The organism is Stenotrophomonas sp. YAU14D1_LEIMI4_1, assembly GCF_003086815.1.
In the GTDB taxonomy this organism is placed as follows: domain Bacteria; phylum Pseudomonadota; class Gammaproteobacteria; order Xanthomonadales; family Xanthomonadaceae; genus Stenotrophomonas.
Map to the genome: position 1 here is coordinate 3,589,714 of NZ_CP025997.1, position 19,810 is coordinate 3,609,523.

16 protein-coding genes are annotated in these 19,810 nt (G+C 67.4%); 6 read left to right on the plus strand and 10 right to left on the minus strand.

Going from position 1 to position 19,810, the window contains the following annotated elements:
• Nucleotide 1: 1 nt before the first annotated feature.
• On the minus strand, nt 2-1,069 hold the full coding sequence (locus C1932_RS16550) for a LacI family DNA-binding transcriptional regulator (protein ID WP_108757167.1): 1,068 nt from the start codon (nt 1,067-1,069) through the stop codon (nt 2-4).
• 39 nt (nt 1,070-1,108) lie between these two features.
• Complete coding sequence (locus C1932_RS16555) at nt 1,109-2,398, minus strand: sugar MFS transporter (protein ID WP_108762900.1); 1,290 nt, start codon at nt 2,396-2,398, stop codon at nt 1,109-1,111.
• A gap of 375 nt (nt 2,399-2,773) precedes the next feature.
• On the opposite strand from C1932_RS16555, the gene C1932_RS16560 reads away from it, so the two are divergent.
• The 3 genes from C1932_RS16560 (at nt 2,774) to C1932_RS16570 (ending at nt 9,012) form a co-directional block, all read left to right on the plus strand.
• A complete protein-coding gene (locus C1932_RS16560; protein WP_108762901.1) occupies nt 2,774-3,790 on the plus strand; it encodes a glucokinase family protein in 1,017 nt (338 codons plus the stop codon).
• Nucleotides 3,791-3,925: 135 nt separating this feature from the next.
• Nucleotides 3,926-6,550: a TonB-dependent receptor gene (locus tag C1932_RS16565; RefSeq protein ID WP_108762902.1), complete on the plus strand. Its 2,625-nt coding sequence runs from the start codon at nt 3,926-3,928 to the stop codon at nt 6,548-6,550.
• Between the two features lie 128 nt (nt 6,551-6,678).
• Nucleotides 6,679-9,012, plus strand: coding sequence for a family 20 glycosylhydrolase (locus C1932_RS16570; RefSeq protein WP_108762903.1), 2,334 nt, complete (start codon nt 6,679-6,681; stop codon nt 9,010-9,012).
• Between the two features lie 64 nt (nt 9,013-9,076).
• On the opposite strand, the gene C1932_RS16575 is transcribed toward C1932_RS16570, so the two are convergent.
• Both C1932_RS16575 and C1932_RS16580 read right to left on the minus strand, forming a co-directional pair.
• Nucleotides 9,077-9,469, minus strand: coding sequence for a VanZ family protein (locus C1932_RS16575; RefSeq protein WP_108754162.1), 393 nt, complete (start codon nt 9,467-9,469; stop codon nt 9,077-9,079).
• Nucleotides 9,466-10,650: an SAM-dependent methyltransferase gene (locus C1932_RS16580; protein ID WP_108762904.1), complete on the minus strand. Its 1,185-nt coding sequence runs from the start codon at nt 10,648-10,650 to the stop codon at nt 9,466-9,468. The genes C1932_RS16575 and C1932_RS16580 overlap by 4 nt, the downstream gene beginning before the upstream one ends.
• Before the next feature lie 58 nt (nt 10,651-10,708).
• On the opposite strand from C1932_RS16580, the gene C1932_RS16585 reads away from it, so the two are divergent.
• Nucleotides 10,709-11,446 carry a pteridine reductase gene (locus C1932_RS16585; RefSeq protein ID WP_108762905.1) on the plus strand — a complete coding sequence of 246 codons (738 nt, stop codon included), beginning with the start codon at nt 10,709-10,711 and terminating at the stop codon, nt 11,444-11,446.
• A gap of 86 nt (nt 11,447-11,532) precedes the next feature.
• Here the strand turns inward: C1932_RS16585 and folK are convergent, their stop codons facing one another.
• A complete protein-coding gene (gene folK / locus C1932_RS16590; protein ID WP_108754165.1) occupies nt 11,533-12,018 on the minus strand; it encodes a 2-amino-4-hydroxy-6-hydroxymethyldihydropteridine diphosphokinase in 486 nt (161 codons plus the stop codon).
• A 92-nt stretch (nt 12,019-12,110) separates the two neighbouring features.
• Here folK and C1932_RS16595 point away from each other — a divergent pair, with 92 nt between their 5' ends.
• A complete protein-coding gene (locus C1932_RS16595) occupies nt 12,111-12,863 on the plus strand; it encodes a 20S proteasome subunit A/B (protein ID WP_108762906.1) in 753 nt (250 codons plus the stop codon).
• Nucleotides 12,864-12,890: 27 nt separating this feature from the next.
• Here C1932_RS16595 and C1932_RS16600 read toward each other — a convergent pair whose 3' ends face one another.
• The 4 genes from C1932_RS16600 to C1932_RS16615 all read right to left on the minus strand — a co-directional run bounded on the left by C1932_RS16600 (nt 12,891) and on the right by C1932_RS16615 (nt 17,174).
• Nucleotides 12,891-14,402, minus strand: coding sequence for an ATP-binding protein (locus tag C1932_RS16600; RefSeq protein WP_108762907.1), 1,512 nt, complete (start codon nt 14,400-14,402; stop codon nt 12,891-12,893).
• 4 nt (nt 14,403-14,406) lie between these two features.
• Entirely contained in the window at nt 14,407-14,847 is a 441-nt protein-coding gene (locus tag C1932_RS16605) for a response regulator (RefSeq protein ID WP_108750515.1), read from the minus strand.
• Entirely contained in the window at nt 14,844-16,661 is a 1,818-nt protein-coding gene (locus C1932_RS16610; protein WP_108762908.1) for an ATP-binding protein, read from the minus strand. Before C1932_RS16610 ends, C1932_RS16605 begins: the two co-directional genes overlap by 4 nt.
• A 126-nt stretch (nt 16,662-16,787) precedes the next feature.
• Entirely contained in the window at nt 16,788-17,174 is a 387-nt protein-coding gene (locus C1932_RS16615) for a BON domain-containing protein (RefSeq protein ID WP_108750513.1), read from the minus strand.
• A 171-nt stretch (nt 17,175-17,345) separates the two neighbouring features.
• On the opposite strand from C1932_RS16615, the gene C1932_RS16620 reads away from it, so the two are divergent.
• On the plus strand, nt 17,346-18,389 hold the full coding sequence (locus tag C1932_RS16620) for an oxidoreductase (RefSeq protein ID WP_108762909.1): 1,044 nt from the start codon (nt 17,346-17,348) through the stop codon (nt 18,387-18,389).
• Between the two features lie 507 nt (nt 18,390-18,896).
• On the opposite strand, the gene gnd is transcribed toward C1932_RS16620, so the two are convergent.
• Nucleotides 18,897-19,802, minus strand: coding sequence for a phosphogluconate dehydrogenase (NAD(+)-dependent, decarboxylating) (gene gnd, locus C1932_RS16625; RefSeq protein ID WP_108762910.1), 906 nt, complete (start codon nt 19,800-19,802; stop codon nt 18,897-18,899).
• Nucleotides 19,803-19,810: the final 8 nt, after the last annotated feature.

Here is a 19,810-nt window from a genome sequence, read left to right on the forward strand (position 1 = left end):
CTCAGGCGGGTTCGGAAGGAAGGGGACGGGCGCCGGACGGGCGCATCGGCGCAGTGGAACCGCGCACCACCAGCTGCGGCACGAAGCCCTGGTTGTGCAGCGACGCGGGCGCCTCATCGTAGGCATCGCTGCGCAGCTGGCCGATCAGCAGGCGCGCGGCGTGGCGGGCGATGTCTTCGGTGGCCTGCTTGGCGGTGGTCAGCGGTGGCCACGACTGGCGCGAGAACGGGCTGTCCTCGAAGCCGGCAATGGACAGGTCGTAGGGCACGCTCATGCCGGCCGACTTGGCCGCGGCCAGCACGCCGGCGGCGATTTCATCGTTGGAACCGAAGATGGCAGTGGGCGGTTCGCGCAGCGCCAGCAGGCGGCGCGCCCCGCGGAAGCCGTCGTCGAAGGTGTAATCGCCCTGCACCACCAGGTGCTTGTCCACGGTCATGCCGTAGTCCTTCAGCGCCGCCTCGTAACCGGCGTAACGTTCGCCGGAAGAACGGTGCGAGGTGCCGCCCCACAGGAAGCCGATGCGCTGGTGGCCGAGCTGGATCAGGTGTTCGGTGATCTCGTAGGCGGCCTCGCGGTCGTCCACGAACACGCAGGCACCGTCGGCCGGGTCTTCGGTGGCGGCAATGATGCGCACCAGCTTGATGCCGCGCGCGGTCAGTGCCTGGATCAGGTCGCGGCGCTCGGACATCGGGGCCGTCAGCACCAGCCCGGCCAGGCGCGAACGCTGCACCCAGTCGGCCAGCTCGTCGGCCAGCAGTGGCGAGCTGGAATCGCAGGGGTGGATCTGCAGGCCGAAGCCGGTTTCGCGGCAGGCCGCCAGCACGCCGTTCTGCACGCCGATGATGTGGTACGGGTTGGGGTTGTCATACACCAGCCCGATCACGAAGGTGGTGCCGCTGCGCAGGTTGCGCGCGGACGGATCGGGCTCGTAGTCCAGCTCGGCGATGGCACGCAGCACCCGCGCGCGGGTGGCCTGCATCACCGAGGGCTCGTTGTTGATCACCCGCGATACCGTCTTCAGCGAGACCTTGGCCTTTTCGGCAACGTCCTTGATGGTCGCTCTGCGCATCGGTTTTTCCTGGGGTTGGCTGCCGTCCATCATCGCCGATCAGCCCCGGTCCTGCGGCAGGCCCACGCGGTGGCCCACCACCGAATAGAACAGGATGTACAGGTAGCAGGGCACCATCAGCAGCACGAAGGTGAGCTGGAAATCGATGTGCTGCTTGAGCAGGGCGAACAGCTGCGGAATGATCGCGCCACCGGCAATACCCATCACCAGCAGGGCCGAACCGGTTTCGGTGAAGCGCCCCAGGCCGCGGATGGCCAGCGGGAAGATAGCCGGCCACATCATGGCGTTGGCAAAGCCCAGCAGGGCCACGAAGGCCACCGACACATAGCCGTGCGTTGCCCACGCGCCCAGGCAGAACACCACGCCCAGCACCGCCGACAGGGTCAGGTAGCGCGACTGCGACACCACCCGCGGAATCACCAGCAGGCCGACCACGTAACCGACCAGCATCGCGCCCAGGGTGAAGGCGGTGAACATCTTGGTCTCGTCCAGCGGCAGGTTGAAGCCATGGCCGTAGGTGCCGATGGCATCGCCGGCCATCACTTCCACGCCCACGTACACGAACAGGCAAAGCACGCCCAGCCACAGGTGCGGGAACTGGAAGATGCTGCGGCGCTCGACCGCACCGGCGGCCACCGGCGTGGCGTTGGCTTCGGACGATTTGATTTCCGGCAGCGGCGAGAACAGGATCGCCACCGCCAGTACCACCAGCAGCGCCGCCATGGCCAGGTACGGGGCGTGGATCTTGGCGGCGAACTGGTTCAGCAGCACGGCCTTGGTCGCGGCATCGGCCGCCTGCACCTGCACGTCCAGATCCCCAATGCCATGCAGCACCACCGTGCCGATCAGGATTGGCGCCAGGATGCCGGCGATCTTGTTGCAGATGCCCATCAACGCGATGCGCCTCGCCGCCGTTTCAATCGGCCCCAGGATGGAGATGTACGGGTTGATGGCCGTCTGCAGCAACGCCAGGCCGCTGCCGATCACGAACAGGCCGCCCAGTGCGCCGGGGTACCAGCGCTGGGTGGCGAATTCGCCGAACAGTGCCGCGCCACCGGCCATCACCAGCAGGCTCAGGCTCAGGCCCTTCTTCATGCCGGTGCGGCGCAGGATCCACGACGAGGGCAACGCCAGGAAGAAGTAGGACAGGTAGAACACCATCAGCACCAGGAAGGCGCCGACCTCGCTCAGCTCGAAGGCGAGCTTGACGAAGGTGATCAACGGGCCGTTGAGCCAGGTGAAGAAGCCGATCAGGAAGAACAACACGCCGACGATGGCGATGGAGGTGGCCACGTTCGGGCGCGCGCTTGCAGCGGGGACGGCGGACATCAGGAGGGCTCCTGCGGCGACGGCCGCAGAACGCGGCGTCGGAGAGTGGCTGGGAACAACGTTGTCACATTCTTTCGATGGACGGCGGCGGTTTGTCAACTTCCAATCTGCACCGGTTCGAACGGGTGCTGCACTGCAGAAGGACACGCGAGGTAATACCGCTGAATGCGCGACAGGCCTTGACGCCTGTGACACAACGGCCTGCGGGACCGACCGACCATCACGCGCTGTAAACGTTTACCCGGCACTTGATTCGTTGCGCCGCAGCAACGAAAGTGTCACGAACTCGTTGACATCGTTGTCAGCGCAGTTACAGACTCCGCCCCATCGCCGGGTCTTTCGTGGGCCCGGTACCCACCTGCAGCAGGAGCCCGCGTGACCGCCAGCCATCCCGCCCCGGCCCATGTGCTTTCCCGTCACGCGCCCTCGTTCCTGGCCGCTGACGTTGGGGGCACCCATGTGCGCGTGGCCCGGGTACAGGCCAGCGGCGATGCCGCCCATCCGGTGCAGGTGCTGGACTACCGCAAGTACCGCAACGCCGACCATGCCGGCCTGGCCGCCATCCTTTCCGACTTCCTGGGCGACGACACGCGCCCCGCGCACTGCGTGGTGGCCACCGCCGGCTACGCCCGCGAAGACGGCACGGTGATCACCGCCAACGTGCCGTGGCCGTTGTCGGCGCGGCAGATCGAAGCCGAGGTGGGCGTGCAGCGCGTGCACATCGTCAACGACTTCGAAGCAGTGGCCTATGCCGCCGCGCAGGTGGACGCCAGCGGCGTGCTGCATCTGTGCGGGCCCGAAAGCGCCGCGCGCGGCCCGACCCTGGTGGTCGGCCCCGGCACCGGCCTGGGCGCGGCGTTGTGGATTCCCACCGCGAACGGCCCGGTGGTCCTGGCCACCGAAGCCGGCCAGCCCACGCTGGCGGCCAGCACTGCGCTGGAAATGGACATCGTGCGCCACATGCAGCGCGAGCGTGCGCATGTGTCGATCGAACACGCCCTGTCCGGCCCCGGCCTGATGAACCTGTACCACGCCGTCTGCGCCCTGCAGGGCGATGCCCCGCAGCTGGCCAGCCCCGACGCGGTCACCGCGGCGGCCATGTCCGGCAGCGACGCACACGCACGGCAGGCGCTGGATGTGTTCTGCGGCCTGCTGGGCAGCACCATCGGTGACATGGCGCTGTTCTACGGCGCCCACGGTGGCGTCTACCTGGCCGGCGGCATCCTGCCGCAGATCCGCGAATACCTGCGCGCCAGCACCTTCGTCGAACGCTACCTGCAGAAGGGGCCGATGGGCGAAGCGCTGGCACGCATCCCGGTGAAGGTGGTCGAGCATGGGCAGCTGGGCGTGATCGGCGCCGCCAGCTGGTTCCTGCTGCACCACCCCGCCTGATCGGCAATACGCAGTACGCAACACGCTGTACGCGCTGTATCCGCACCACCGCGCAGGTTGCTGCAGAGGCAGCCGTGCGCGTTCCTACCTACCGCACGCCGCCGACACCGCAACCCAGTGATGAGGAGAGACATCATGAACACCCGCAAGACTCTGCTTTCGGCAGCCATCGTCGGCTGCCTCGCCTTCTCGGCGCATGCACAGCAAACGACCCCGCAGGACCTGGACACCGTGCAGGTGGTGGGTATCCGCGCCAGCCTGGAAAAGTCGCTGGACACCAAGCGCAACAACGTGGGCGTGTCTGAAGCGATCACCGCCGAAGACATCGGCAAGTTCCCCAGCACCAACGTGGCCGAAGCGCTGTCGCAGATTCCGGGCGTCACCCTGGACCGCCGCTTCGGCCAGGGCGAGCGTGTCAGCATCGACGGCACCGACCCCAGCCTCAACCTGTCCTTCCTGGACAACCACCCGGTGGCGCAGGCCATCTGGCTGTATGGCGAACAGCCCAACCGCGGCTTCGACTACACCCTGCTGGCGCCGCAGATCCTGGGCCGCGCTGAAATCATCAAGTCCTCCGAAGCGCGCCTGACCGAAGGCAGCCTGGGCGGCACCGTGCTGATGCACACCCGCCAGCCGCTGGACATGAAGCAGAACGAAGTGGCCGCCTCGGTGGGCTACAGCTACAGCGAGCAGGCCAGCGAAGGCAAGCCGAACGCGGCCGTGCTGTACAGCTGGAAGAACGATGCCGAGACCTTCGGCGTGGCCGTGTCGGCGCAGCACTATGAAGAAGCGGTGGACCGCCAGGGCAAGGAAGTGTTCGGCTACGTAAAGGCCAGCACCTTCGCCAACGCCACCGGCGTGGCCGCCGACGTGGACGTGCCGAACTCGTTCAACGCCGCCTGGTTCCAGCAGGAACGCAAGCGCGACAGCGCCGTGGTCAACCTGCAGTTCAAGCCGACCGACGAACTCGAGTTCAACCTGAGCGGCCTGTACATCAAGGAAAAGTTCGACAACTACAACCAGTCGCTCTACTCCTTCCTGACCTGGAACCCGGGCACCGTGAACGCGGTGGACCAGCTGGGCACCGTGCGCAACGGCGTGGCCACCAGCGGCCATTCCGATGCCAGCGCCACCGCCAACAGCGGCACGCTGATCTATGACAACAACGTGCGCCTGTCCGAGGTGACCACCAAGGGCGTAGACCTGCGCGGCGCGTGGAAGAGCGAATCGTGGGGCGTCAGCGGCCAGGTCGGCCAGAGCAAGTCGGAAAACAAGGACCTGGCGCAGTACTTCATCGAACCGTTCTACAACGGTGGCTACAGCTGGAACATGGACAAGGGCATCACCTTCGATGACCCGGCCGGTGCCCGCGATCCGGCCAACTGGGGTTCGGCCGGTGGCTGGTTCGGCAACAACGGCGTGTTCTCCACCGAGAGCAAGGACACCTACGCACAGCTCGACTTCAACGTGCAGTTCGACAGCATCTTCAACCAGCTGCAGTTCGGCGTGCGCCATGGCAAGCACGATGAAGCCTTCACCCTGAACGTGTACGGCGGCGTGACCCCGGGCACCCTGGCCGACGTGGGCACCATCGGCCTGACCGACATCCAGGGCTTCACCGCGGACCAGGGCCGCCACGTGCAGGCCGGCCGTGACAACGTGCTGAACTGGGTGCGCAACAGCCCGATCGACTACAGCAACCCCGATCCGGCCAGCTACCTCAACAACAGCTGGGCGCTCACCCAGACCAACAACGCCGCCTACGCGCAGTTGAACTTCTCCAACGGCCCGCTGCGCGGCAACCTGGGCGTGCGCTACGTCGATTCCAAGACCGAAGGCAGCGGCTTCGTCTACGGTGGCACCCCCACCCTGACCGACCTGGACAGCAAGTGGCAGACCCGCACCAAGAAGGAAGACTTCGTGCTGCCGTCGCTGAGCCTGGCCTGGGACACCGACAATGACTGGGTGTTCCGCTTCGCCGCGGCGAAGGTGATCGCCTGGGCGCCGTACAACCAGATGGTCAACAACACCTTCCTGAACGACACCACCCTGACCGGCTCGGGCGGCAACGCCGATCTGTCGCCGTACGAGTCGTGGAACTTCAACGCGTCGGCCGAGTACTACTATGCACCGCAGTCGGTGGTGGCGTGGTCGGTGTTCTACAAGAAGATCGACAACTACATCGACACCTCGGCCACCATCGAGCGCCAGTACAACTCGATCCGCGATACCTCGCCGGCCACCTGGGCGAACATCGTCGGTACCAACGGCTGCACCGCCGACGGTTACTGCGATTACAGCATCCAGCGCCCGCGCAATGCCGGCAGCGGCCACGTGAAGGGTTTCAACATCAGCCTGCAGCAGCCCTTCGGTGAAAGCGGCTTCGGCCTGACCGCCAACTACACCTATGCCAACGGTGAGAACAACACCGGCGATCCGCTGCCCTACCAGTCGCGCAACGCCATCGCGCTCAGCCCGTACTTCGAAAAGGGCCCGGTGAATGCCCGCCTGACCTACAACTGGCGCGACAGCTACCTGGCCGGTGGCTACGTGGCCGGTGCGGCCCCGGCCAGCGTGGATGACTACGCTGAACTGGGTGCCAGCTTCGGCTACACCTTCAACGACAACTGGTCGTTGAACATCGACGCGCAGAACCTGCTGGACGAGACCTACTTCCAGTACCTGGGCGACAAGGAACACCTGGCCGGCAAGTACAAGAGTGGCCGCCGCTACATGGCCACCGTGCACTTCAAGTTCTAAGCCAGCGCAGTGCAACACGCGCGACGGGCCCGGTCTTCCGGGCCCGTCGTACGATGGGATACCGGTGGGCGCCTGCACAGGCGCCCGCGCGGCGGCCACTGCAGGCCGCCCACCACAGGAGTGACACGATGCGATTTTCCCCGCTTGCCCCGCTGCTGCTGGGCACCCTGTTCGCGGCCCTGCCGGCGCTGGCCGCCGATGCGCCGGCCCTGGATTCGGGCCCGGGCCCGCAACTGCGTGATGGCAGCCTGATGCTGATTCCCGCCCCGGCGCGGGTACAGCGCGGCACCGGTGCGGGCATCACCGTGCGTGCCGACACCCCGCTGCTGGCCGACGGCGAAGCCGCACAGCGCGTGGCCGCGCAGTTTGCCGACCTGCTGGCGCGCAGCGGTGGCCCGCGCCTGGCCGCAGCGCGTGAGGACGCAGTGGCGAACACGGGCAGCATCCAGTTCCAGATCGTGCCGACCTTCCGCGACAGCGGCGAAAGCTACACGCTGGAAAGCGACGCACAGGGCGTGCGGGTGCAGGCCGGCAACGAGACCGGCCTGTTCTACGGCGCCACCACCCTGGCCCAGCTGGCCACCGGCGGCAGCAATGGCGTACTGCCGGCCGTGCAGATTTCCGACGAACCGCGCTTCAGCTGGCGCGGTTTCATGCTCGATTCGGCGCGCCATTTCCAGAGCCTGGACGAGATCAAGCGCGTGCTCGATGCGATGGCCGCGCACAAGCTCAACACCTTCCATTGGCACCTGACCGACGACCAGGGCTGGCGCATGGAGATCAAGCGCTACCCGAAGCTGACCAGCGTCGGCAGCTGCCGTCTGCCCGCCGGCGATGGCGGCATCGATCCGGTCAGCGGCAAGCAGTACCCGTACTGCGGCTACTACACCCAGGACCAGATCCGCGAAGTGATTGCCTATGCGGCCAAGCTGCATATCCAGGTGATTCCGGAAATCGACGTGCCCGGCCACGCCACCGCCGCCATTGCGGCCTATCCCGAACTGGGCTCGATCAGCACCCCGCTGCAGCCGATCAGCGAATGGGGCGTGTTCCCCAACCTGTTCAATACCGAAGACAGCACGGTGCAGTTCCTGGAAAACGTGCTGGAAGAAGTGATCGCGCTGTTCCCCGCGCGCTACGTGCATGTGGGCGGCGACGAAGCAGTGAAAGACCAGTGGATCGCCTCGGCGCGCGTGCAGCAGCGCATGCGCCAGCTGGGCATCAAGGATGAGATGGCCATGCAGAGCCACATCATCAAGCGCCTGGAAACCTTCCTGGAAGAACACGACCGCCGCCTGATCGGCTGGGACGAGATCCTGGAAGGCGGGCTGCCGCCGCAGGCCACGGTGATGTCCTGGCGCGGCACCGAAGGCGGCCTGGCCGCGGCCAGCGCCGGCCACGACGTGATCATGTCACCGGTCACCCACCTGTACCTGGATTACCTGCAGACCGCTTCGCCGAACGAACCGCCGGGCCGCCCGGCACAGGTGAACCTGGCCAAGCTGTACGCCTTCGAGCCGGTGCCGGCCGAACTGGCCGCCGACAAGCGCGGCCATATCCTGGGCCTGCAGGCGAACATGTTCACCGAGCACACGCGCAGCTACGCGCGCCTGCAGCACAACCTGTTCCCACGCCTGGCGGCGGTGGCCGAAACCGGCTGGAGCCCGGTCGCGCAGCGTGATTTCCGCGATTTCCTGGCCCGCCTGCCGGCGCAGCTGCAGCGCTACCGCGCCTGGGGCCTGGCCTACGCCCAGACGCCGTTCCAGGTGGCCGTGGGCCAGACCGACAACCGCGCCGCCAACACCGTAACGGTGTCGCTGTCCAACCCGCTGGGCTACGAGGTGCGCTACCGCACCGATGGCAAGCCGGTGACCGCGCAGTCGCCGCTGTACACCACGCCGCTGACCGAAAAGCTGCCGGTCACCGTGCAGGCGGCCGCGTTCTACCAGGGCCAGATGCTGGCCGCTGCGCCCACCGTGGTCGACTACAGCGCGCGGTCGCTGCTGAGTCGCCGCAGCCAGCAGCTGCTCAGCTGCGTGGGCGAAAAGGGCCTGGTGCTGCGCCTTGAAGACGACGGCCCGCGCGAAGGCGAGCGTGCCGTGTTCAACGTGGATATCTTCCAGCCGTGCTGGCGCTGGGCCGATGCACAGCTGGCCGGTATCAGCCACATCGACGTGCGTGCCGGGCGCATTCCGTACTACTTCCAGCTGGCCCACGACGAACCGGCGCGCAAGTTCGAGAAGGCCACGCGCGCGAACGGTGAGATGCGCATCCGCCGCGGCGACTGCAGCGGCCCGGTGCTGGCCGAAGTGCCGCTGCCGGAAAAGCCCGATGCCGATGGCTTCGTGACCCTGCACGCCACACTGCCGGCCGGCCTGACAGGCACCGATGATCTGTGCATCAACTTCACCGGCGACACCCGCCCGGCGATGTGGGTACTGGACGAAGCCACGCTGCGGTAAGCGCCCCCGGTCCTGGGGTCGGATCCCTTTCCGCAGGAAAGGGCTCTGACCCCGATCGGAGCCCTCACCCGCGCCAGCGCAGCAGCAGGTCGCGCAGCGGGGTAAAGGTGGTGCCCATGCCCGCCAGCACGCCGATCGTGTTGGCGATGGCATCCATCGCGTCGGCACTGCGGTTGCTGGTCAGCGCGCCCTGCGCGAACTCGATGCACACGCCCATCAGCACCAGGCCCACGCCCGCCCACAGCAGTGGGCGGCCACGGCGGAACAACTGCACGGCGCTGCCGGCCAGGATGAAATAGGCCAGGACGTGCTCGACCTTGTCGCTGTTCTTCGGCAGGTCCAGCGGCGGCGGCGGGATCAGGCAGACCACGATCACCACCAGCACCGCCAGCGCCCACAGCGCCGCCCACAGCCGCGGCCGGCGCAGCGGTTTGAGCAGCGGCAGCGCCGCACTCACAGGCGCCAGCTCAGGTCACCCAGTTCGAAGGCCGGCTCGAAATCCACATCGCGCTGCAGGCCGATCACCTGGAAGCGCTCGCCCATCTCGGTCGGCAGGGTCAGCTTCTTCACCTGGTCACGCAGCTGGATGCGGCCCACCTCATCGGTGCGCTCTTCGGCCAGTACCAGCACCTGGTCCAGGCCGTTGCCGAGCAGGAAGCTGGCCTGGCTGCAGTAACCGGCCAGATCAAAGCCCGCGTGCAGGCCGGCCTCGGCCATCGCGGTGAAATCCACCGACGCGGTGATGTCCTGCAGGCCCGGCCAGCGGTACACCTCGTTGTGCACGTGGTGGCGGTAGAACGCGCGCACCGTGCCGTCATCGCGGTCGTGCTGGTAGAACTCGGCGCGGCTGTAGCCGTAATCGACGAACAGCATCGCACCGCGCTGCAGGCCCCCGGCCACCGCCTGCAGCCAGTACGGCAGCTGCGGCAGCACCTCGGAGCGATAGCCCTCGGCGAAGGGTTTTTCCAGATAGCGCTCGATATGGCGCACCGCGCCGTTCAGCAGCACATCGGCCGGCTGTGCGCCGCGCATGAAGTTGCCCTGGCCATCCAGCTCCACGGTTTCCTCATAGACCTCGCCGTCCTTCACCAGGAAGCGCGGCGTGGGCAGCGCGTCGATCACTTCGTTGGCGAACACCACGCCTTCCCAGTCATCGTCGAACGGGCGGTCCACCCACTCCACGCGCGCGGCCAGCTCGGCCGGCAGGTTCTGCTGCAGGCGCTGCTGCTGGCGCTGGCGCAGGTCGGCACTGGGTTCCAGGATCGCGTAGCGCGCCGGCAGGGCGTCCAGCTCGGCCAGGCGCAGCAGCACGGCTTCGGCGAATGCACCGGTGCCGCCGCCCAGTTCCAGCAGGCGGGCGTGCGCGCCCAGCTGGCCGAACACCGGCGCCAGCGCGTTGGCCACGCTGCCGGCGAACAGGCCGCCCAGTTCCGGCGCGGTAGTGAAATCGCCACTGCCGCCGAACTTGCTGGCACCGGCGCTGTAATAGCCCCAGCCCGGCGCGTACAGGCACAGTTCCATGAAGCGGGAGAACGGCATCGCCCCACCCTGCGCAAGGATTTCAGCGCGCAGGGCGGCGGCCAGCTGGTCGCTGTGGGCCAGGGCATCGGCTTCGGGCAGGGGGAAGGTGGGCTGCATGGCGTCTTCGAATGCGGTGACAATGGTGCACAGGATAGCCGAGCCTTGGAGGACCCTCATGAGCGACACCGCCCCCGTGGCCCTGGTCACCGGCAGCGCACGCCGGATCGGCGCGGCCATTGCCCGCCAGTTCCACGCCTGTGGCTGGTCGGTGGTGCTGCACGCGCATACATCCAGCGCCGAACTGCAGCAGGCCGCCTTCGATCTGGAAAACTTCCGCCCCGGCAGCGTGCTGGCCCTGCAGGCCGACCTGCGTGACGCCGCCGCCCTGCCCGACCTGGTGGACCAGGCGGTGGCCCACTTCGGCCGCCTGGATGCGCTGGTCAACAATGCCTCCAACTTCTTCGCCACCCCACTGGGCCAGGTCACCGCCGAGGCGATGGACGAACTGTATGCGGTGAATGCGCGCGCCCCGCTGCTGCTGGCCCAGGCCGCCGCCCCGCACCTGCGCCGCCAGCACGGCAGCATCGTGAACCTGACCGACCTGCACGGCACCGACCCGATGCGCGACCACGTGGCCTACACGATGGCCAAGGCCGCGCTGGAAATGGCCACCCGTTCGCTGGCGCTGGAGCTGGCCCCGAAGGTGCGGGTGAACGCGGTCGCCCCCGGCGCGATCCTGTGGCCGGAACAAGGCAAGGACGATTTCGCCCGCGAAGCGCTGCTGGCGCGCACGCCGCTGGCGCGGATCGGCACCGTGGAAGAGATTGCCGAGGCGGTCTATTGGCTGGTGGCCGATGCGCAGTTCGTGACCGGCCACACGCTGCGCGTGGATGGCGGCCGCACCGTGAGTTGAGCGTTCCGCCGGGCATGGCCCGGCGCTACCGATGCGGGCGGAGGGGAGCGCCGGGCCATGCCCGGCGAGCGCAGCGGGAACCGCCATTACGCGAGATCGACCACCTCGAACGTCTCGCCATGCTGCCGGTGCGCCCGCCACAGCGTGGCCAGGTCCTGGCCACTGACCGGGTCGATGAAATCCGGGGCGATATCGGCCAACGGTTTCAGTACGAAGGCGTGCTTCAGTTCCGGGCGCGGAATGCGCAGGTGCCCGGGGCCTTCCACGATCAGATCGCCGTAGAACACCACGTCGATGTCCAGCGTACGGTCGGAAAAACGCGGTCCACTGCGATCGCGCCCATGCGCGTCTTCCAGCGCATGCAGCCAGTCGTCCAGTTCCTGCAGCGGCAGGTCGGTCTCGATCGCCACGGCGTTGTTGAGGAAGGCCGGGCCTTCGAAGCCGACGGCGGCGGTCTGGTAGGCCGGCGACACCCGCACGGCGCCGAAACGCTCGCGCAGGGCCGCCACCGCGGCGTGGAGGTAGCGGCGGGGCTGGACGTTGCTGCCCAGGCTCAGGAGCACGGTGGTCATGCGATTCCGGTGGCGGCGTTCTGGGGGACGTGGGCATGCCGTCATCACGGCGGCCTGCCTACACTCCGGGACGCACATGATAGGGCACCGACATGACCTATTGCGTTGGAATCGAGGTGGATGAAGGCCTGGTCTTCGCCGCCGACACCCGCACCAATGCCTCGCTGGACGACGTGCGCGTGCACCGCAAGCTGCACGTGTTCGACTACCCCGGCCAGGCCGCGTTCGTGCTGATGGCCGCCGGCAACCTGGCCACCACCCAGCTGCTGGTCTCGCGCCTGGCCCGCGATGCCGCCGAACGGCGCACGCCGAACCTGCGCGATATGAGCCACTTGTTCGAGGCCGCGGCCTACGTGGGCCAGCTGCTGGTGGACAGCCAGGTGAAGTGCCAGCACAGCGAACACGGCCACGACGGGGTGAACACCCAGGCCACGCTGATCTTCGGCGGCCAGGTGGCCGGCGAGCGGCCCGGCCTGTACATGGTGTACCCGCTGGGCAACGCGATTGCCGCTTCACCGGAAACGCCGTACCTGCAGATCGGCGAATCCAAGTACGGCAAGCCGATCCTGGACCGTATCCTCAGCCCGGCCACGCGCTTGGGCGATGCCGCGCGCACGGCCATCGTCTCTCTCGATTCCACCATCCGTTCGAACCTGTCGGTGGGCCTGCCGATCGATCTGGCACTGATCCGCGATGGCGAGCTGCGGGTCGGCCAGCAGTTGCGGCTGGGGGCCGATTCGGCGCTGTACGCCGACATCCACCAGAACTGGTCGCGGCGCCTGGAACAGGCAGTGGAAAGCCTGCCCAGGTTCCCGTGGGAAACCTCGCGCGACGAAGCGGGGTAGCGCCGGGTCATGCCCGGCGGCCTGCGCTCAGGCCAGTGCTTCGGCCACGGCGCGGAACACCTGCTGCATCTGCAGCGGCTTGCGCAGCACATGCACCTGGATGCCGTCCGGAATATCGTCGGCGGGCATGTCCACCTGCGCCTCTTCCAGCACCAGCGCCGGGCCGCGATAGCCGAGTGCGGCCATTTCGCCCAGCAGCTGGCTGGCCGGCAACAACCGCGATCCCGCATCGGCAATCACCAGCGCCGGCATCGCCTCCTGCTGCATCCAGCGCAGCGCCGCCGGGCCGTCGGAAGCCAACTGCAACTGGTAGCCCTGGCTGGACAGCGCATTGCCGAGCAGCGACAGTCGCGTGGCTTCGCCATCCACCACCAGGATCGATTGGCCACTGCCCAGCGCCACCAGCTGTTCCACCGGCTCGCTGCGGTCGGCGCGGTCGTGCATGGGCAGGTGCAGCTCGAAACAGCTGCCCTGCCCCGGCTGGCTGCTGACCTGGATGCTGCCGCCGGCGCCTTCGACGATGCGCTTGCACGACATCAGACCCAGCCCGGTGCCCTCGGCCTTGGTAGTGAAGAAGGGATTGAACAGGTGCGACAGCGTATCTGCGTCCATGCCGATGCCTTCGTCGGCCACGGCAATGCGCATCCAGTCCACGCCCTCGCGCTGGCCATCGTGGCGCGCCACCAGGCTCAGGCGGCCGCCATCGGGCATCGCCTGGATCGCATTCAACGCCAGGTTCAACAGCACCTGCTGCAGCTCGGTGGAATTGGCATCCACGGCCAGGCCTTCGTCCTGCACTTGTACATCCAGGGTGACCGCATCGGGCACGCTGCTGCGCAACAGCAGCGCCACCGCCTGGAACAGATCATCGATGCGGATGTGTTCGCTGGGCTTGCGCGAGCCGCGCACGAACGACAGCATCGATTCGGCCATCTCATGGCCACGGCGCCCGCATTCGGCAATCACATCGGCCAGGTGGTGCAGCTGCGGGTCCTGGGTACGCGCCTTCAACAGGTCCGGCATGATCAGCAGCGGCTGCAGGATGTTGCGCAGGTCATGGCTCAACCCCGCCGCCAGCAGCGACAGGCTTTCCAGGCGCTGCGCGCGCATCAGCTCGGTTTCCACGCGCATGCGCTCCACCGCGCTGCGTGCCTCGCGTACCGCACGCGCCACCGCCGACGGCAGGCGCGCCGGCTGGTGCTTGATGATGTAATCGTTGGCGCCCTTCTGCAGCGCTTCCACTGCGTTGTCTTCGCCCATCGTGCCCGAGACGAAGATGAAGGGCACATCCGGCGCGCTCTCGCGCACGATGCGCAGCGCTTCATCACCGGAAAAGCCCGGCATGCTGAGGTCGGACAGCACGATGTCAGGCAGGAAACCGGCCAGCGCCTGGCGCAGCTCGCCCGCGCTTTCCACGCGTTCGAAGCGGGCCTCCAGGCCTGCGTCCAGAATCTGTTCGGACATCAGCTCGGCATCTTCCGGCGAATCTTCCACCAGCAGGATGCGCAGCGGGCCGAGCGCGTGGGCGGTCAGGACCATGGGTTTACTCGCGCTCCGGCGCCTGGTTGATCAGCGCCCAGAACTTGCCCAGGGTCTGCACGGCACCGAAGAACTGGTCCACGTCCACCGGCTTGACCACGTAGGCATTCACGCCCATGTCCCAGCTGCGCGCCAGATCGCTTTCCTCGCGCGAGGAGGACAGGATGACCACCGGCAGGCGCTTGAGCTCTTCGTGTTCGCGGATCTGCCGCAGCACTTCCAGGCCATCCATGCGCGGCATCTTGATGTCCAGCAGCAGCACCGCCGGCAGGCCTTCCTCGCGGTCGGCGAAGGCACCGCGGCGCAGCAGGTAATCCATCACTTCCACGCCGTCTTCCACGTGCACGATGGGGTTGGCCAGGCGCGCTTCCTGCAGCGCATCGATGGCCATTTCAGCGTCGGCCGGGCTGTCTTCGGCCAGCAGGATGGTACGCAGAGTTGTCATGCGGAAGGACCTTGGTTGACCGCGTCCAGCGCGGGAGGCAGGTAGAAGTGGAAGGTGGCGCCGGCATCGGGCTCGGCTTCGGCCCAGATGCGGCCACCATGGCGGGTCAGCACGCGGCGCACGCTGGCCAGGCCGATACCGGTACCGGGGTAGTCGCTGGCCTTGTGCAGGCGCTGGAACACCCCGAACAACTTGGCCGCGTAGGCCATGTCGAAGCCTGCACCATTGTCGCTGACTGTGAACTGATGACCGCCATCGGGCTGTGCTTGGTAGTCCACACGGATCTTCGCTGGGTCACGGTTACCTGAATACTTCACCGCGTTGCCCAGCAGGTTCAGCCACACCTGGCGCATCATGTTTTCATCGGCCACCACGATCGGCAGCGGTGCAATCGTCCACTCCACGCTGTGCGCGGGCGCGCCGGCTTCGGCATCGGTCTTCAGGTTGGCGTCGAGCATGGCGCGCGTGTCGGCCACCAGCGTCTGCATGTCCACGGCCTGCTGGCGCATGGCCGCGCGGCCCAGCCGCGAATAGACCAGCAGATCGTCGATCAGCGCGGCCATGCGCCGCGCCGAACTGGAAATGACGTCCAGGTAGTGGCGGCTCTTCTCGTCCGCGTCGTCGCCCAGGTGGCGCGTCAGTTTGTCCGAGAAACCGGCAACGTGGCGCAGCGGTGCGCGCAGATCGTGCGAGACCGAATAGCTGAAGGCTTCCAGTTCGCGGTTGACCTCGGACACCTGCGCGACCTTGCCTTCCAGCTGCCGGTTCAGCTCTTCCACGCGCCACTGCACGGCACGCTGCACCGTCACATCGCTGATAGTCAGCAACACCACTTCATCGTCACTGTCGGGCAGCGGCATGCGCCGTGCGTTCAACAGCATGTAGCGCACCATGCCATCGGCGGTGCGCTGTTCGTGTTCGAAATCCCACAGTTCGCGGCCGCGCAGCAGCACATCGGCCAGGCGCTGGCGCACCACCGGGTCCGTCCATGCACCGTCGCCGACATCGCCCAGCAGCATGCCGTCGGCGCGCTCATCCTGCAGGTCGTACAGCTCGGAAAATGCCGGGTTGTGCAGCTGCACGCGCAGTTCGCGATCCAGCAGCACGATGGGTTCGCGCACGGTCTGCAGCACCGACGCCGCACGCCCGGCCGCGCGCAACGACTGCCGCTCGGCCTGCAGGCGGCGCCCGATCTGCCGTTGCAGCAGCCACAGCACCAAGCCCAGCAGGGCCAACTGCACCGCCAGTGAACTCCACGAAATGAACTCGGTCTGGCGGCGCTGGCGGCTGGCCTGCTCGGCACGCTGGGCCAGCAGTTTCTGCTCGCTGGCCTGCAGTTCTTCCACCAGGCCACGGATCGGATAGCGGGTGCTCAGATCCTGCACCAGCTCGCGCTGGTCGGTATTGGGTTCGGCACGGGCCAGTTCGCGCGCCAGCGCCATGCGCCCGTCCAGCATCGCTTCGATGCGACCAATACGGATCAGCTGTTCGGGGTTGTCGCGGGTCAGCCGGCCCAGTTCGGCCAGGCGGCCGGGAATGTCCTGCGCCCTGGCCATGCGCGCGCGCAGGCCGGGCGCGTCCACGCCCTTGGACAGGGTCAGCGCCGCCGATTCCACATCGCGCACATCGGCCTGCAGCTGCTGCAGGGCCACGCCCACGGCCTGGGTATGGGTCACCCAGGCCATCGCCGCCTCGTTGTCCTGCTGCAGTTTGCGCAGGGTCAGCCACGGCACCACGATGATCGCGGCCGCCGCCAGGGCCAAGGCCGGCAATCGCCAGCGGTCCCAGACATCATCACTGAACACCAGCGCCATAGTCCCTCGTCAGCACCGCAGCGGAACCGGCAATATAGCGCAGACGGTCACGGGGTTTCCCGGGCGCGGCAAAAACGGGGGCGCCCGTTGGACGCCCCCGTCGTGTTGCAGGGTCTGGCGCTGGCCTCAGCGCTTGGCGGCGGCATTCACCTTCAGCGCCGCCGCATCAACGCGGGTCACGCCCTTGATGCCCTTGGCCGTGGTCACCGCCTTGTCATGCTCAGCCTGGGTGGCCACCGTGCCGCTCAGGCTGACCACGCCGTTCACCGTTTCCACCTTCACTTCGGTGCCCGGCACATTGCTGCTGGCCAGCAGGTCCGCCTTCACCTTGGTGGTGATCCAGCTGTCGGTCACCGGCTCGTTGGAATCGTGGCGATCGGCATGGGTCATCGCCGAATGGTCGGCCTTCGGCGGGCTCTTGGCGGCCGGATCCTTGGCGAATGCAGCAGAGGAGGACAGGGCCAGGCCCAGGGTGAGGGCCGAAGCAATCATCGTGCGGGTCAGGGTGCTCATCGTGCGGTGCTCCTTCTGTGTGTGGCGCCAGTGTGCGCACCGGCATGTGTGGCAGGCGTGGCGCCACGGTCATGCCGCCGTGAATCAGCTCCATTGCACGGCAAACCGTTCAGTTTTGCGCAGCGCGCGTGCTCGTTTACCCTGCCCTTCCCGCCCCCACGGAGACCTGCCATGCGCCCCGATCTGCAACTGGCCCTGATCGGCTACGGCTTGGCCGGCCGTGTGTTCCATGCACCGCTGATCCAGCACACGCCTGGCCTGGCCCTGCACAGCATCGTCAGTTCGCAGCGCGACACGCTGCTGCGCAGCTTCAGCGATGTGCACGTGCGCGACACGCCGCAACAGGTGTTCGATGATCCTGCGGTGGATGCGGTGGTGATCGCGACCCCGAATGCGCAGCATGCGCCGCTGGCGCTGGCCGCGCTGGCCGCTGGCAAGCACGTGCTGGTGGACAAACCTTTCGCGCTGGACATGGCCGAAGCCAACGCTGTGGCAGCTGCGGCGTGCGATGCCGGGCGCATCGTCAGCGTGTTCCAGAACCGGCGCTTCGATGCTGACTTCCTCACCCTGCAGGCACTGCTGGCACAGGGCGTGCTGGGCGAGGTGGCCGAATGCCATGCACACTTCGACCGCTACCGGCCGCAGGTACGCGATCGCTGGCGCGAACAGGACGGGCCCGGCAGCGGCCTGTGGTACGACCTGGGGCCGCACCTGCTGGACCAGATGCTGGTGCTGTTCGGCTGGCCGCAGGCAATCGATGCCGACCTGGCCGTGCAACGCAGCGGCGGCAGTGGCGTGGATTATTTCCACGCGGTGCTGCACTACCCGCGCCATCGGGCCATCGTGCATGCCGGTTCGCTGGTGGCCGCACCGACGCCGCGTTTCGCCGTGCACGGTGAATTGGCGAGCTGGGTGAAATACGGTCTGGATGTGCAGGAAGCGCAGTTGCGCCGTGGCGTGGCGCCGGGCGCGCCGGGCTGGGGCATCGACCCACGGCATGGCGAACTGCTGCGTTGCGATGCCGACGACAGCGTGCAGCGCAGCACGGTGGACAACATGCCCGGTGATTATCGGCACCTGTACGCGCAGTTCGCCGCCGCGCTGCATGGCGACGGTGAGCCGACGGTCAGCCTGGCGCAGGCGCTGCAGGTGATGCAGTTGCTGCAGGCGGGCATGGACAGCGCCCAGCAAGGGCGGCGGATCGCACTGGGATGACCGGCAGGGCTGCGCCCTGCACCCCTGTAGAGTCGAGCCATGCTCGACTGAAGCAACGTCAAAAGCGGGCTATCTGGGGATGGCGGGGTGGGTCCGGTTGCGGGGGACGCCGCAAGTACGTCCCTGTAGGCTCGGTCGCCGCTTGCTCGCGTGCGCTTTCCTGCGCACACGGCAAGACCGGGGTTGGGCGTCCTGCCCAACCCGCCCGAGGCATGCCTCGGGCCCATGCGGCTCACGCCCCCGCAACCGGACCCACCCCGCCTTCGACAATTCCCCGCGATCTGCCAGTAGATCCACGCCATGCGTGGATGACGTGGAAATGATCGGAACACGCCTTTGTAGAGTCGAGCCATGCTCGACTGCACCTGGCGCCATGGGGTCAGAGCCCTTTCCTGCGGAAAGGGATCCGACCCCGACGCTCGCACGCCATGCGTGGATGACGTGGAAACAATCGGAATCGGCGGGGTCGGCCCCCTTTCCTGCGGAAAGGGCTCCGACCCCGATTGCTTACGACTTCTTGATGGCGTGGCCGCCGAACTCGTTGCGCATGGCCGACAACAGGCGGTCGGTGAACGAGTTGGATTCGCGCGAGCGCAGGCGTTCCAGCAGCGACAGGGTGATCACCGGCGCCGGTACATCCAGGGCAATGGCTTCGGCCACGGTCCAACGGCCTTCGCCGGAATCTTCCACGTACGGGGCGATGCCATCCAGCGACGGATTGCGCTTCAGCGCTTCGGTGCTCAGGTCCAGCAGCCACGAACGCACCACGCTGCCGTGGCGCCACACTTCAGCCACCTGGGCAAGGTCCAGCTGCAGCTCGTCCTTGCGCTCCATCAGCGCGAAGCCTTCGGCGTAAGCCTGCATCATTCCGTATTCGATGCCGTTGTGGACCATCTTGGTGAAGTGGCCAGCGCCCGACGGCCCCACTCGTCCCCAACCGCGATCTTCGGCCGGCGCCAGCGTACGCAGCAGCGGCGCGATCTGCTCGACCACCGCCGCGTCGCCGCCCACCATCAGGCTGTAGCCTTCCTGCAAGCCCCACACGCCACCGCTGGTGCCGCAGTCCACGTAGCCCAGGTCATCTTCAGCCAGCGCCTTGGCGCGGCGCATTGAGTCCTGGTAGTTGGAATTGCCGCCGTCGATCACGATGTCGCCCTCGGCCAGATGCGGGGTCAGCTGGCCCAGCGTCTGGTCCACGGTTTCGCCAGCCGGCACCATCAGCCACACCACGCGCGGCACCGGCAGCGCGGCCACCGCGGCGGCCAGCGAATCGACCACCTGCAGGCCGGCCTCGGCCGCACGCTGGCGCGCGCCTTCGCCGGGGTCGTAACCCACCACGCGGTGGCCGCCGCGATGCAGGCGCTGGGCCATGTTGGCGCCCATGCGGCCCAGGCCGATCATTGCAATATCCATTGTTTCAC

Bases quoted from the DNA above. Each gene is read 5' to 3' on its own strand.
- C1932_RS16565 (WP_108762902.1), top strand. From the start codon at position 3,926: ATGAACACCCGCAAGACTCTGCTTTCGGCAGCCATCGTCGGCTGCCTC.
- C1932_RS16580 (WP_108762904.1), bottom strand. From the start codon at position 10,650: ATGCAGCCCACCTTCCCCCTGCCCGAAGCCGATGCCCTGGCCCACAGC.
- C1932_RS16620 (WP_108762909.1), top strand. From the start codon at position 17,346: ATGCGCCCCGATCTGCAACTGGCCCTGATCGGCTACGGCTTGGCCGGC.
- C1932_RS16585 (WP_108762905.1), top strand. From the start codon at position 10,709: ATGAGCGACACCGCCCCCGTGGCCCTGGTCACCGGCAGCGCACGCCGG.
- C1932_RS16595 (WP_108762906.1), top strand. From the start codon at position 12,111: ATGACCTATTGCGTTGGAATCGAGGTGGATGAAGGCCTGGTCTTCGCC.
- C1932_RS16555 (WP_108762900.1), bottom strand. From the start codon at position 2,398: ATGTCCGCCGTCCCCGCTGCAAGCGCGCGCCCGAACGTGGCCACCTCC.
- C1932_RS16605 (WP_108750515.1), bottom strand. From the start codon at position 14,847: ATGACAACTCTGCGTACCATCCTGCTGGCCGAAGACAGCCCGGCCGAC.
- folK (WP_108754165.1), bottom strand. From the start codon at position 12,018: ATGACCACCGTGCTCCTGAGCCTGGGCAGCAACGTCCAGCCCCGCCGC.
- C1932_RS16610 (WP_108762908.1), bottom strand. From the start codon at position 16,661: ATGGCGCTGGTGTTCAGTGATGATGTCTGGGACCGCTGGCGATTGCCG.
- C1932_RS16615 (WP_108750513.1), bottom strand. From the start codon at position 17,174: ATGAGCACCCTGACCCGCACGATGATTGCTTCGGCCCTCACCCTGGGC.
- C1932_RS16550 (WP_108757167.1), bottom strand. From the start codon at position 1,069: ATGCGCAGAGCGACCATCAAGGACGTTGCCGAAAAGGCCAAGGTCTCG.
- C1932_RS16570 (WP_108762903.1), top strand. From the start codon at position 6,679: ATGCGATTTTCCCCGCTTGCCCCGCTGCTGCTGGGCACCCTGTTCGCG.
- gnd (WP_108762910.1), bottom strand. From the start codon at position 19,802: ATGGATATTGCAATGATCGGCCTGGGCCGCATGGGCGCCAACATGGCC.
- C1932_RS16600 (WP_108762907.1), bottom strand. From the start codon at position 14,402: ATGGTCCTGACCGCCCACGCGCTCGGCCCGCTGCGCATCCTGCTGGTG.